At 60.0% G+C, this 12,781-nt stretch carries 12 protein-coding genes and 1 riboswitch; all 12 genes read left to right on the forward strand.

The features are described from left to right. The first annotated feature begins 72 nt into the window (after positions 1 to 72). The 12 genes from PVW48_RS12115 to PVW48_RS12170 all read left to right on the forward strand — a co-directional run bounded on the left by PVW48_RS12115 (position 73) and on the right by PVW48_RS12170 (position 12,360). Positions 73 to 1,461 carry an ABC transporter substrate-binding protein gene (locus tag PVW48_RS12115; RefSeq protein ID WP_274581531.1) on the forward strand — a complete coding sequence of 463 codons (1,389 nt, stop codon included), beginning with the start codon at positions 73 to 75 and terminating at the stop codon, positions 1,459 to 1,461. A gap of 74 nt (positions 1,462 to 1,535) precedes the next feature. Beyond that, the gene (locus tag PVW48_RS12120) at positions 1,536 to 2,402 is read left to right on the forward strand and encodes a carbohydrate ABC transporter permease (RefSeq protein ID WP_012177226.1); all 867 of its coding nucleotides are present in this window, start codon (positions 1,536 to 1,538) and stop codon (positions 2,400 to 2,402) included. Positions 2,403 to 2,405: 3 nt separating this feature from the next. After that, positions 2,406 to 3,224, forward strand: a complete 819-nt coding sequence (locus PVW48_RS12125) for a carbohydrate ABC transporter permease (protein ID WP_012177227.1) — start codon at positions 2,406 to 2,408, stop codon at positions 3,222 to 3,224. A 68-nt stretch (positions 3,225 to 3,292) separates the two neighbouring features. Then, positions 3,293 to 4,264, forward strand: a complete 972-nt coding sequence (locus tag PVW48_RS12130; RefSeq protein WP_012177228.1) for a sugar-binding transcriptional regulator — start codon at positions 3,293 to 3,295, stop codon at positions 4,262 to 4,264. A 19-nt stretch (positions 4,265 to 4,283) separates the two neighbouring features. Next, positions 4,284 to 5,327: an NAD(P)-dependent alcohol dehydrogenase gene (locus PVW48_RS12135; protein WP_274581581.1), complete on the forward strand. Its 1,044-nt coding sequence runs from the start codon at positions 4,284 to 4,286 to the stop codon at positions 5,325 to 5,327. Then, positions 5,324 to 5,890: an SIS domain-containing protein gene (locus PVW48_RS12140; protein ID WP_012177230.1), complete on the forward strand. Its 567-nt coding sequence runs from the start codon at positions 5,324 to 5,326 to the stop codon at positions 5,888 to 5,890. Before PVW48_RS12135 ends, PVW48_RS12140 begins: the two co-directional genes overlap by 4 nt. 3 nt (positions 5,891 to 5,893) lie before the next feature. Further along, a complete protein-coding gene (locus PVW48_RS12145) occupies positions 5,894 to 6,661 on the forward strand; it encodes an SDR family NAD(P)-dependent oxidoreductase (RefSeq protein ID WP_012177231.1) in 768 nt (255 codons plus the stop codon). Positions 6,662 to 7,179: 518 nt separating this feature from the next. After that, positions 7,180 to 7,905, forward strand: a complete 726-nt coding sequence (locus PVW48_RS12150) for an SDR family oxidoreductase (RefSeq protein ID WP_274581582.1) — start codon at positions 7,180 to 7,182, stop codon at positions 7,903 to 7,905. Further along, complete coding sequence (locus tag PVW48_RS12155) at positions 7,902 to 9,536, forward strand: FGGY-family carbohydrate kinase (protein WP_274581532.1); 1,635 nt, start codon at positions 7,902 to 7,904, stop codon at positions 9,534 to 9,536. The genes PVW48_RS12150 and PVW48_RS12155 overlap by 4 nt, the downstream gene beginning before the upstream one ends. Positions 9,537 to 10,048: 512 nt before the next feature. Continuing rightward, positions 10,049 to 10,492, forward strand: a complete 444-nt coding sequence (locus PVW48_RS12160) for a hypothetical protein (RefSeq protein ID WP_274581533.1) — start codon at positions 10,049 to 10,051, stop codon at positions 10,490 to 10,492. 50 nt (positions 10,493 to 10,542) lie between these two features. Continuing rightward, positions 10,543 to 10,974, forward strand: coding sequence for a nucleoside diphosphate kinase regulator (gene rnk / locus PVW48_RS12165; RefSeq protein WP_274581534.1), 432 nt, complete (start codon positions 10,543 to 10,545; stop codon positions 10,972 to 10,974). A 126-nt stretch (positions 10,975 to 11,100) separates the two neighbouring features. Further along, entirely contained in the window at positions 11,101 to 12,360 is a 1,260-nt protein-coding gene (locus tag PVW48_RS12170) for a D-amino acid dehydrogenase (RefSeq protein WP_338020475.1), read from the forward strand. Positions 12,361 to 12,469: 109 nt separating this feature from the next. Beyond that, positions 12,470 to 12,686, forward strand: a riboswitch (cobalamin riboswitch). Positions 12,687 to 12,781: the final 95 nt, after the last annotated feature.

Below are 12,781 nucleotides of genomic sequence, written 5' to 3' on the forward strand. Positions count from 1 at the left end.
ATATGTATCAAGTTAGAAACTTTTGTATTGACAGGCAACTGCAATGTTACTTTTGTAAGCACGTAAATCCATTTGGAAGGCAATCCAAATGTTCCGCCAAGGGAGGAACCCATACTCATGAAAACTCTGAGAAATCTGTTGTGCTCTGCCGCCGTCGCGAGCGTGATGGCATCTGGCGCCATGGCCGATGGCCACGGTTGGAGCTTGAAGGACGCAGCCGCGCCTTACGCGGGCACGACCGTCGATGTCGTGTTCCTGTTGCGCCCCGGCTACGAGGCGATCGAGGCGATGTTGCCTGCCTTCGAAGAGGAGACCGGCATCAAGGTCAACGTGATCAAGCACCCCTATGAGAACGCGCTTGGCGAACAAGTCCGCGATTTCGTGGCGGGTGGCGACCTTGATATCGCGCTGATCGATCTTGTCTGGATCGGGAGCTTTGCTGAGAACGAATGGATCCTGCCTCTGGCCGATGTCCAGGCCAAGTTCCCTGATGCGGTCGACCCGGACCTAGATATCGACGACTTCTTTCCTCTTGTCCTCAACGCCTTTGGCGGCTGGAACGACACCATCTACGGCCTGCCGTTCGACAACTATTCGGGCCTGATGTTCTACAACCGCTGCATGCTCGAAGAGGCGGGCTTCGACGGGCCGCCGTCGACATGGGAAGAACTGAAGGACGTTTATGGCCCGGCGCTGACCAAGGATGGAAAATACGCTTTTGCCTTGCAGTCCAAGCGGAATGAAACCCAGTCCGCAGACAGCTTCGCACGGATGTTGTGGCCCTTTGGCGGCTCCTTCCTGAACGAGGAATTCCGGTCCAACCTTATGAGCGAAGGAAGCCAGGCGGGCTTGAAGTTCCGCCAGGAGCTCATGGAGTACATGCCCGATGGCATCGTCGCTTATGACCATGCCGAAACGGTGAACGCGTTCTCGCAGGGCGATGTGGCGATGATCACCGAATGGTCTGCATTCTACTCTTCGGTCGTTTCTCCCGAGACATCGCGGGTCGCGGATTGCGTCGAGATTGCGCCCGAGCCGATGGGGCCTGCCGGTCGCAAACCGGCTCTGGGCGGCTTCTCTCTCGCGGTGGCCTCGCAGGCGGACGAGGCTGAACAGGCCGCGGCATATCTGTTCATTCAGTGGGCAACATCCAAGGCAAACGCGCGCGAATACCTTGAGCGTGGTGGCGTTCCGGCCCGCCAGTCCGTTTATCAGCAAGACGGTCTGGAAGAGTTCAAGTTCGTCCCGGCGCTGGTGGAAAGCTGGCAGGACGGTGTGCCTGAGTTCCGCCCGCGCTTTGCGGAATGGCCTGAGATCACCGAGATCGTGCAGGAGTGGGGCACCAAGATGATGCTCGGCGAAGTCACCACCGAAGAGGGTGCGCAGGAAATCGGCACCCGCATGGAAGAGGTGCTTGACGCCGCCGGCTACTACTCGGGCGAAAAGCCGCTCGCCCAGTAATCACGACACCGCGTTTCGGGGCATCCTGAGGGATGCCCCGAAATCCCATAGGCCCACTAACCCTGGAGAAGATCATGAGCGGCCAAGTCCCCCGCAAAACTGTTTTTGCATTTATCGGACCCGCTGTGATCGGTTTGGCCTTGGTGGGGATTGCCCCGCTGCTCTACGCCCTCTGGACATCGCTACACTTCTACAACCTGACCAAGCTGCGGCGGGTCGAGTTTATCGGTCTGGAGAACTATTGGACGGTCCTGACGGATGAGGTGTTCTGGCAGGCGATGGGGCGCACGTTCTTTTTGCTCGGGACGGCCCTTCCGTTGCAGATCGCACTCGGACTTGGCATCGCGCTGGTTCTCCATCAACCCGGTCTGACCCTGGTCAAAACGCTGGCGCGGCTCAGCCTGGTTCTGCCGATGGCGACGACCTATGCAGTGGTCGGGCTTCTGGGGCAGGTGATGTTCAACCAGAAATTCGGAGTCGTGAACCAACTTCTGGGCGGCGCCGACATCAACTGGATTGGCGATCCGGAAAACGCCTTTGCAATGATCATCTTCTGGGATGTCTGGCAGTGGACCCCCTTTGTGGCGCTCGTTCTGCTCGCAGGTCTGACCATGGTCCCGGGCGAGGTTGAAGAGGCTGCGCGCCTGGAGACAAAATCCAAATGGACGGTTTTGCGCTACGTGCAGCTGCCCTTCTTGCTGCCAGGGCTTGTTGCTGTGCTGATCCTGCGCACCGCGGATACCTTGAAACTGTTCGACATGGTTTTCACGCTCACGCGCGGAGGGCCCGGGTCCTCGACCGAGTTCATATCGCTGATGATCCAGCGTGTCGGCTTTCGCGGTTTTGATCAGGGCCTCGCTTCGGCACAGGCGATCATCCTGCTGATCATCACTATCGTGCTGGCGCAAATCTACATCCGCGTCTTCTACAAGGAGGTTTGAGCCATGACATCGACCCGCTCCCTCTTTTCGCAGATCGCGCTACTGGTGTTGATCATCACCGTATGCGTGTTTCCGTTCTACTGGATGGTTACGACCTCCCTGAAAACCCAGATTGTCGCCCTGGAAGCCCCGCCCGTCTGGATCTTCGAGCCGACGCTGAGCAACTACCGCGAAGCGCTGTTCGAAGACGGCGTTCTGCGCACGTTGATCAACTCGTTGATCATCGCAATCAGCACGACGTTTCTTGCGCTCGTCCTTGGCGTACCCGCGGCCTTTGCTCTGGCGCGGTTCGAGTTTCGCGGCAAGAAGGACCTGTGGTTCTGGTTCATCACCAACCGGATGATTTCGCCCATCGTTCTTGCGCTGCCATTCTTCCTGATCGCGCGGAACCTCGGGCTTCTGGACAAGCATATCACGCTGATCCTGATCTACCTCACCTTCAACCTGCCAATCGTGATCTGGATCGTCACGGACCAGTTTCGCGGGATCCCCTATGATCTGGACGAAGCCGCCCGACTGGAAGGGGCGAGCCAGTTCACAATCATGCGGAAGATTTGCCTGCCTTTGGCCATGCCGGGTGTGGCGGTATCTGCGATTTTTTCGTTCATCTTCTCGTGGAATGAATTGATGTTCGGGCTGATCCTGACCCGCTCGGAGGCAAAGACAGCCCCGGCCATGGCTGTGTCGTTCATGGAGGGCTATAATCTGCCCTATGGAAAGATCATGGCGACTTCCACCTTAATCGTCATCCCGGTGCTTATCTTCGCGCTGATCGCATCCAAGCAACTTGTCCGCGGATTGACGATGGGAGCGGTCAAATGATCTTCACATCGGTTTTCCCTGTTCTGGCTGCGCGCCTGGGCGACGAGTAGCCAAGAGAAGCGAAGCGCATGTCACGCACGATCAAACTGGACCAGATCGACCCGGAAGAGCAGCTCCTGGTGCGCCTTGCTTGGGCGTGTGAATTCGAAGGCATGACCCAGGCCGCAGCCGCCAAGCGATTCAACGTCACGAGGCTTCGGGTCAACAGAGCACTGAGCGAGGCACGTCGCCGTGGCATCTTGCGCGTCAACATCGACTCCGTCTTCGCCGCAGCAGCCGAACTGGAATGGAATCTGGAACGCAGGTTCAGATTGAAACAGGCGGTTGTCGTGCCGTCCCCCCAGGATGCGCGTTCGGTGACCCAGTTGGTCAGCGCAGGGCTTGGCGGACTACTGGGGGAGTTGCTGCGCGACAAAGAGATCACGCATTTCGGCATGTCGTGGGGCAACACGCTCAATATGGCGACCCGGCACATGCAACCCTTGGATCGTCCTGATCTGGAGATCGTGTCGATCATGGGGGGCGTGTCGCGCGGCTCCGATGTGAATGGATACGAAATCACGACGCGCCTTGCGGATCTCTGCAATGCGGAACACAGCTTTTTCACTGCACCCCTATACGCGGGCAGCGCGGAAAGCCGCACCTTGTTCGTCGAACAGGACGTGATCCGCGACATGCTCGAGAAGATCCGCTCTTGCCAGGCCATTGCCCTCGCAACCGGCGATCTGGAAAGCTCCCTGCTGGTGCAGGATGCCTTGCCGAGCGGGATTACAGCCGATGAGTTGCGCGCCTTGGGCGGGGTGGGGGACATCACCGGGCATATTCTGGATGCTAAGGGCGAATTGATCGACCACCCGTTGAACCAGCGCGTCATCGGGATGTCATTGGATGATATGGCGAAGATCGACAACGTCATTCTCGCGGCGGGTGGCTTGCACAAGGTTGCCGTCATCAACGCAGCTTTGACCCGTGGCTTTGTCGACACGCTGGTCACCGACGAATACACAGCCGTCGCATTGCTGGAAGATCGCGCAAAATGACCCACACGGAGGAGCGCACATGGCCAGAGCACTCGTATTAGAAGCAGCGCGCAAGCTGGCGCTGCGCGACATCGATCTTCCCGACGAGCTTGGTCCAGAGGATGTCCGCATCGCGATTGATACTGTCGGGGTCTGCGGCAGCGACGTGCACTATTACACGCATGGCAAGATCGGCCCCTTCGTTGTGAAGCAACCAATGGTTCTTGGTCATGAGGCGGCGGGCATTGTCACGGAAATTGGCGCGGCGGTCACGCATCTGGCGTTGGGCGACCGGGTGTGTATGGAACCCGGCATCCCCAATGGCAGTTCCAAGGCCTCCAAGCTTGGCGTCTACAACGTGGACCCCGCGGTACAGTTCTGGGCAACGCCGCCTGTGCACGGTTGCCTGACGCCCTCGGTGGTGCATCCCGCGGCCTTCACATTCAAACTGCCGGATCACGTGAGCTTTGCCGAAGGAGCGATGGTCGAGCCTTTCGCCATTGGGATGCAGGCCGCTGCAAAGGCCCGGATCAAGCCCGGGGATGTGGCCTTGGTCACCGGTGCAGGGCCCATCGGCGTGATGGTCGCACTTGCCGCTCTGGCCGGTGGTTGTGCGAAGGTGTTCGTATCCGATCTTGTGGAAGACAAGCTGGCGATTGCTGCGGGCTATGACAATATCCACCCGATCCTGATCCCTCGCGACAACCCGGCGGAGGTTCTGCAAGAGGCGACAGAGGGTTGGGGGGCCGATGTCGTCTTTGAATGCGCGGGTGCGGCCGCGTCTATCCAGGCAGCGTTGGAAGCCGCAGCGCCCGCCGGCTGCGTTGTCTGGGTCGGGATGCCGGTCGATCCGGTGCCGGTGGACATCGTTCTGGCCCAGTCTAAGGAACTGCGAATGGAAACGGTGTTCCGCTATGCGAACATGTATGACCGCGCCATCGCCCTGTTGGCATCGGGCAAGGTCGATCTGAAGCCCTTGATCTCTGCAACCTTTCCCTTCGAAGACAGTATCGCGGCTTTTGACCGAGCGGTGGAAGCACGACCAACCGATGTCAAGATCCAGATCAAGATGGGGGCGTCATGACCTTGGCTCTCGACGGGCTTGCAGATCGATTGCTGGACGAGCTTCGTCCCGGTCTTTCGGCCGAGGTGCTGGCGCAGGTCGCGACATTGTCGCAGGCGTTGGCAGGTGCGAAGCGCATCTTGTGTTACGGCGTCGGTCGTGAAGGCCTGATGATGAAGGCGCTTGCCATGCGGCTTTATCACCTGGGCTGCGACGCACATGTCGTTGGCGACATGACGGCGCCTCCGGTGGGACAGGGCGATCTGTTGTTCGTCAGCGCCGGTCCCGGCCAGTTTGCGACCGTCGCAGCGCTGGTCGAGGTCGCCAGATTGAGCGGAGCCGCTACCATTTGCATCACCGCGGAACCAGGCGGTGCGGTACCGCGAAGTGTCGATGCTTGTGTGACCTTGCCGGCTCAGACGATGGCTGCAGATCAGGGAGACAAGACCACCTCGATCCTGCCCATGGGCTCGCTCTACGAGGTATACATGTTTCTGTTCTTCGAAATCCTCGTGCTCGATTTGCGTGCCCTTATGGAGGTCGCGCCTGAGGCCATGCGCGCCAATCACACAAACCTGGAATAGACAATGCCTTGGCAAGACCGCTTCAGCCTGCAAGACAAGACCGCCCTTGTCACCGGGGCCTCATCCGGGATCGGCAGAGCCATTGCCGAGGTGTTCGCCGATGCCGGCGCTGATATTGTCGGCCAAGGACGTGACTTGGACCGCTTGACGGATCTCGGCGCGCAGATCAAGACCACGGGGCGCCAGTTCGCGGCGATCACCGGCGATCTGGCCGATCCGGATCAAACGCAGAACGTCGCGGACCGAGCCCTTGCCGCTTTTGGCAAGATCGACATTCTCGTGAATTCGGCTGGCATTGCCGTGACCGGCCCGGTGACAAACTATGATCTCGACGACTGGCAACGCACGCTGGCCGTCAACCTGACCGCGCCATTCATTCTATCCAAGGCAGTAATGCCCGGGATGATGCAGCGCAAACAGGGCAAGATCATCAACATATCCTCGCAGACAGGTGTGATCGCCTTGAAAGACCATGCGGCTTACGCGACCTCCAAGGGGGGGCTCAATGCCCTGACCAAATCCCTGATGACCGAGGCGGCCCCGCATAATGTGCAGGTCAACGCCATCTGCCCCACCGTGGTGCTGACCGAAATGGGCAAGGAACTGTGGTCGGCGCCGGAGAGAAAAGACCCTTTCATTGCCCGCACGCCACTCGGGCGATTTGGGGAGCCGATCGAGATCGCGGATATGGCATTGTACTTGGCGTCGCCCGCTTCGGACCTGGTCAATGGCGCGGTCATGATGATCGAAGGTGGGTATTCCAGCATATGACTAGCCCTTGCGTCCACAAGGGCAGTTGCGCTCTGCGCCGGGCTGCGGAACGCGTCATCTCGAAGGTAAACCAGAACGGGGGGCATTGCCGTGAATGCGTTTGGCTGGAAATCGCTTTCATAACGGCGGGTCTCAAGCGGAAATCCCGCTGGTGCGCAATTCTGCCCATCTTTTGCTTTTCTGGTCAGTTCCAGCAGGCCTGGACACAAGGAAATCCCGATGCCGCCTGAATTCCGGATAAGCGCCGTGGCGCAAGTCGCTGGTTCTGATGTCCTGGCTCTGACAGGTGGTCTTAGCCAGCGCAGCGTTCGGTCGGTCAGACTGGGCAACTCAGTATGTACTCTCGCCGCCTTTGAACCATGCGCAGTAGATACAAGGCCGAGCGCGGAAGAGACTGCCGATGACTCGCTGGAGCATACCGATAGTATCCAGGGCAGTCCGGCGGCAGTCATTTGGCGGGGTATGCACCTCTTCTATGGGTAAGCCAGGAAACCAGGTTTGAACGGAAAGGCGCAGATATGACGGATTTGTCTGGAAAGGTCGTGGCAATCACGGGGGGCGCCTCGGGGATCGGTTTGGCTTGCGCGCGTGCGTGCATCGACGCGGGGGCCAAGGTTGCCATCATAGATCGAAACGCAACGGCTTTGGAAGAGGTCCGCGCCGAGCTCGGCGCGCAGGCCGTTCCGATCGTGACGGACCTGATGGACAAGGCGAGCGTGGCGCAGATGTTGTCCCGAATTCTGGACAAAGCCGGACGGTTGGACGCTTTCCATGCCAACGCGGGCGCCTATGTCGGTGGCGATGTCCTCGCAGGGGATCCCGACGAATGGGATCATGTGCTGAACCTCAACATCAATGCCGCGTTCCGATCTGTGCATGCGGTCTTGCCGCACCTGGCGAAGCAGGGCTCGGGCGACGTCATCCTGACGAGTTCGGTCGCAGGCGTCATCCCCGTAGTGTGGGAGCCGATTTACACCGCCTCCAAACATGCCGTGCAAGCCTTCACCCACAGCGTCCGGCGGCAGATGTCCAAACACGGTGTGCGCGTCGGCGCGATACTGCCCGGACCGGTCGTGACGGCCTTGTTGGATGACTGGCCCAAGCCCAAGATGGAACAGGCCTTGGCCGAAGGCAGCCTCATGCAACCCAAGGAAGTTGCCGACTGCGTCGTTTTCATGCTCACGCGGCCTTCCAACGTGACGATCCGCGACCTCGTCCTTTTGCCAAACGCGGTGGACTTGTGACCTGTTTTATCGGTGTCGATGTCGGCACGGGCAGCGCCCGCGCAGGGGTTTTTGATCTCGAAGGGACCCTTCTTGCCAGCAGGAAGCACGACATCCAGATGTGGCGCGCACCTGGCAACATCGCAGAGCAATCCTCCGATGATATCTGGCAGGCGGTCTGCAGCTGCGTGCGTGGGGCAATTTCCGATGCGGGGATCTCTCCGCAAGAGGTCCGCGGCATCGGCTTCGACGCGGCCTGTTCCCTGGTTGTCCTGGACGGCGACATGCACCCGCTCAGCGTCAGCGCCTCGGGCGATGTCGCGCGCAATGTCATCGTCTGGATGGACCAGCGTGCCACCGATCAAGCCGCTCGGATAAACGCCAAGGAGCATCCCGTTTTGGAATTTGTCGGTGGTGCAATCTCGCCGGAGATGCAGACCCCGAAACTGCTTTGGCTGCGGGAGAACATGCCTGAGAGCTTCGCGGCTGCCGGGCAGTTTTTTGATCTTGTCGACTACCTGACCTGGGCCGCAACCGGGTCACTGGCGCGCTCTTGCTGTACGGTGACATGCAAATGGACCTACCTCGCGCATGAGGATAGATGGGATAACAGCTATTTCGAAGAAATCGGTTTGCGGGAGCTGGCGTCGGAGAACTTCTCCCGCATCGGGACTGAGATAGTGCCTCCTGGATCTGCGTTGGCCCAAGGCCTGAGCCATGGCGCCGCCGCTCAGATGGGCCTTTTGGCCGGGATACCTGTTGCAGCGGGATTGATCGATGCGCACGCGGGCGGGATCGGCACGGTCGGTGCCGATCCCGAGCGCGGTCCCGAGGCCACGATGGCCTACGTCTTTGGCACCTCGGCCTGCACCATGTCGACATCGCCCGAAGCGCACAGGGTGCCCGGTGTCTGGGGGCCCTATTACTCTGCCATGGTGCCAGGCATGTGGTTGTCCGAAGGGGGCCAATCCGCAGCGGGCGAAGCCATTGCGCATCTCGTGACCGTCCATCCCGCCAGCGCCGAGGCCGAGGCAGCCGCCCGGGCCGAGGGGCTGTCATTGCAAACCTATCTCCTGCGCCAAGTTGACCGCCGCGTCTCGGAAAAAAGCGAAGTTGCTTTGCTCGCCGGTGCGCGCGTGGTGGTGCCGGATTTCCTCGGCAACCGCGCCCCGTTTGCAGACCCGGGGGCCACGGGCGCGATCTCGGGCCTGACGCTGTCTGCGGATTTCGAGGACCTCCTTGCTACGTATGTCGCCGCGGTCCTCGGCGTCGGATACGGGCTGAGGCAGATCATGCAGGCGCAAGGCCAGCATGGAGTGCGACCTTCGACCATCGTGGTCAGCGGCGGTGCCGGGGAAAGCGATACGATCAAGCAGCTTCTGGCGGACTCGAGCGGTTTTCCGGTGCTGTCGACACGTTCGGCCGAACCCGTGTTGCTTGGCGCCGCGATGTTGGGAGCGGTCGCGGCCGGGGCGTATCCGACAATCCAATCGGCAATGTCCGCGATGTCGTCTGTCAAAGCACGCTTCGACCCGTCGTCTGCCGAGATCTTGGCGCTACATCAAAAACGTTTCGAGGCCTTCGAGATGCTGCAAAAGGCAGATCAAACGGTCCGACAAGCCATGGTGGCCTTGCCGAAGGGGTCGGTTTGAACAGTCTGACGCTCCTGCCGCCAGTGCCAGTACCGGTCTCGGTTGCCAAGCGCAAAACCTTGACGGCTGTCGTCTTCAGGCGCGAGTGAGGTTCCCTGCAAGCCTTTTCGGCAGAGCCTACCAGCGATCATGATGCGCTTTCGGGCAAGGGTCGCTATGAAGTGCTCTCTCGGGCTTTCGGGTGGATGATTTTCGAAGCGGATGGTGCAAACGGGCTGACTCTGGACTCGGCGCCTGTCAGAGCTTGGGCTGCCAAAATTACCGCGGTTTGTGTGGATCCTGGGCCATTGGCCAAGGACCGCGCAAACGTGCCGGTGCAAAGCAACCGAGATTGACGACAGCGATGCCAGTCCCTACGTTCGATGCATGCTGGAACACGTAGATCATTTCCGATTTCTACTGCTGAACCGCCCGCTTCCCCGGGGGGACTAGGCGCCTGCGCCTAACACACTTCCCGGGGTCTCCTCACTTGCAAAAATCGTGACAGCGGGCGTTCGCCCCGAGGAGAAATCATGTTCGATCTCGATCACCCGGAAGTAGAGCTTGAGCCTTCATCCGGCGCCTTGCAGGATAGACGGACCCGCTTGCCTGCGGCGGATTACCGGCAGTTGCAAGAGCATCTGGAAAGTTGTGTGTGCGCGATACCGCCAGCCTCGGAACTGTTGGTCTACGTGCTTGCCAACAAGGTGATGAACACACGGCCCTCGGAAAACCTGCACCAGGGCGATCTCGTGGTTGGGGGATCTCGCGTTACCTACGCGATCGATGGTGGTGACCCCCTAAGGGGGCAACTGGTCCACCGCGTGCGCAAGGGGCCAACGAGTGCTCTCATTCCGGTAGCGTCGCTCTTGGGCGCTACATTGATTGGTATGCAGGTGGGGCAGCGTGCCCCTCTGCTCTTCGAGAATGGTCGCATCGGCAGACTTGCCGTGATCGCAGTTGACCACGCGACCTGACCTCAACCCCGACTCCACATTCCACAGTTAAACAAGAAGGACATTTTCAGATGTCTACATCACTTCAAGCTACGAAAAAGCATACCAAACGTTCTCCGAAAATTGTCATCAGTGCGGATGATCTCGAGCATCTCGAGGGGCTGGCGGACGGCATGATGCGGCGTCAGCCCGCACTTGCGGACCGTTTGTTCGACGAAATCGCGCGCGCGCGTATCGTGGCATCCTCCAAGATGCCGAAAAATGTCGTGAGTATGGGGAGTAGGGTGACCTATCGCGATGAGGCGACCGGACAGGAAAAGTCCGTGACCCTCGTTTATCCCGAAGAGGCCGATATTGCCCGGCTCCGGGTGTCCGTGACGACGCCGATCGGTGTCGCCCTGCTGGGCTTGGCGGAAGGCGCCAGTTTCCACTGGGAGACAAGGGGAAACCAGCGACGGATGCTGACCATCATTCAGGTGGAACAACCCGCAGCGACCCGGTGACGCCGCGCATCGCGATTTCCCCGGTTTGACCGGCGCCCTTCCTGTAAGGTGGCGCTCATCAGCAAGAGAATTAACGCCAGGTTGGGTCTCGATCGTGACAAACCTGATCAAGGAAAGTGGCTTGTCATGAAAGTCGTTATCATGGGCGCGGGCGTCATCGGCGTCACCACCGCATATTACCTGGCCAAGCAAGGCGTAAAGGTCGTGGTCATCGATCGTCAGACCGGCCCGGGCCTGGAGACGAGTTACGCCAACGCGGGTCAGTTGAGCTACGGGATGAGCTCGCCCTGGGCGGCGCCGGGTATTCCGGTCAAGGCGGTCAAATGGATGTTCATGAAACGTCGTCCGTTGTTCATCATGCCGCTCCTGAGCCCGACCATGTGGAAATGGTGTGTGCAGATGCTGCGCAACTGCAACGCCGAAAGCTACACGATCAACAAGGGGCGCATGGTGCGTGTGTCCAGTTATTCGCGCGATGTCATGCCGGATCTGATCGCCGACACCGGTATCGAATACGACGGACGCCAGATGGGCACGCTGCAACTTTTCCGCACCGCCAAGCAGATGAAAGCGTCCAAGGCCGATCAAGCGGTCTTGGCCGAGTACGGCTCGCCCTACGAGGTGCTCGGGCGCGATGCCTGTGTCGAAGTAGAACCGGCCTTGGCGGAAGTCCGCGGAAAGTTCGTCGGCGGATTACGCCTGACGTCGGACCGCACCGGCGATTGCCGCATGTTCACGATTGCCTTGACCGACAAGTGCATCGAAATGGGCGTTGAGTTCCAGTACGGCCAAACCATCAACGCCATCGCCGTCGAGAATGGCAAGATCGCGGGTGTGGACACGGAGATCGCCGGGCGTATTTCCGGGGACTCCTATGTGTGTGCCATGGGCAGTTACGCCGTGAACGTCCTGAACCCCATCGGGATCAGGCTGCCGGTCTATCCGGTCAAGGGCTATTCCGTCACGCTCCCCGTCACGAACGACGCGTTCGCCCCGCAATCGACGATCATGGACGAGACGCACAAGGTCGCGATTACCCGCTTGGGCGATCGTATCCGCGTGGCAGGGCAAGCCGAGATCGTGGGCTATTCCAATCGCCTGGGCCCGCATGCAACCGACACGGTGCGGCATGTGATTGGCGATCTGTTTCCCAAGGGCGGCGATCTCTCTCGTGCCGAAGGTTGGACCGGTTTGCGCCCGATGACGCCCGATGGCACGCCGGTTCTCGGCCCGACGCGTTACGAAAACCTGTTCCTCAACACCGGGCATGGGACGCTGGGCTGGACCATGGCTTGTGGCTCGGGCCGGGCCGTCGCCGATGTGATCATGGGAAAACCGCCTGAAATCTCGATGGAGGGGCTGACAGCGGCGCGCTACGCGCGGTGATCAGTCAAACACGAAGAAGCTCTACGGAACGCATCCAACCTGTTGCTGGGTTTGTGTTGGCCAACTGGGTCCTGATCCGCGCCTTGTTCTTGACCGGGATTGGTATTCAGGCGATGGTCGAAATGATGGTTCCCGAAACCCGCGAGGGTGAAAGGATGAAAAGGGAACACGGTGAGGCGTAGCCATCAGGCACCAAACCCGTGACTGCCCCCGCAACTGTGAGCGGCGAGCGACCCCGTGGACACCACTGGACCGATGCGGTCCGGGAAGGTTCGGGGAAGCCGTGACCCGCGAGTCAGGAGACCTGCCATCGATGGTGCGCTTTCGGCGCCAAATAAAACTCGACCAGGCGGGGTGTCTGGGCAGGAGGTCATGATGTTCCATACGGGCGCGTTCCGCTCCGGTTTGCATGTCCGATGTC

Source organism: Dinoroseobacter sp. PD6 (assembly GCF_028807315.1).
GTDB classification, from domain to species: domain Bacteria; phylum Pseudomonadota; class Alphaproteobacteria; order Rhodobacterales; family Rhodobacteraceae; genus Dinoroseobacter; species Dinoroseobacter shibae.

What these genes read in the sequence shown, in the direction of transcription:
- PVW48_RS12145 (WP_012177231.1), top strand. Translation starts at nt 5,894, where the DNA reads ATGCCTTGGCAAGACCGCTTCAGCCTGCAAGACAAGACCGCCCTTGTC.
- rnk (WP_274581534.1), top strand. Translation starts at nt 10,543, where the DNA reads ATGTCTACATCACTTCAAGCTACGAAAAAGCATACCAAACGTTCTCCG.
- PVW48_RS12125 (WP_012177227.1), top strand. Translation starts at nt 2,406, where the DNA reads ATGACATCGACCCGCTCCCTCTTTTCGCAGATCGCGCTACTGGTGTTG.
- PVW48_RS12150 (WP_274581582.1), top strand. Translation starts at nt 7,180, where the DNA reads ATGACGGATTTGTCTGGAAAGGTCGTGGCAATCACGGGGGGCGCCTCG.
- PVW48_RS12130 (WP_012177228.1), top strand. Translation starts at nt 3,293, where the DNA reads ATGTCACGCACGATCAAACTGGACCAGATCGACCCGGAAGAGCAGCTC.
- PVW48_RS12170 (WP_338020475.1), top strand. Translation starts at nt 11,101, where the DNA reads ATGAAAGTCGTTATCATGGGCGCGGGCGTCATCGGCGTCACCACCGCA.
- PVW48_RS12135 (WP_274581581.1), top strand. Translation starts at nt 4,284, where the DNA reads ATGGCCAGAGCACTCGTATTAGAAGCAGCGCGCAAGCTGGCGCTGCGC.
- PVW48_RS12160 (WP_274581533.1), top strand. Translation starts at nt 10,049, where the DNA reads ATGTTCGATCTCGATCACCCGGAAGTAGAGCTTGAGCCTTCATCCGGC.
- PVW48_RS12140 (WP_012177230.1), top strand. Translation starts at nt 5,324, where the DNA reads ATGACCTTGGCTCTCGACGGGCTTGCAGATCGATTGCTGGACGAGCTT.
- PVW48_RS12120 (WP_012177226.1), top strand. Translation starts at nt 1,536, where the DNA reads ATGAGCGGCCAAGTCCCCCGCAAAACTGTTTTTGCATTTATCGGACCC.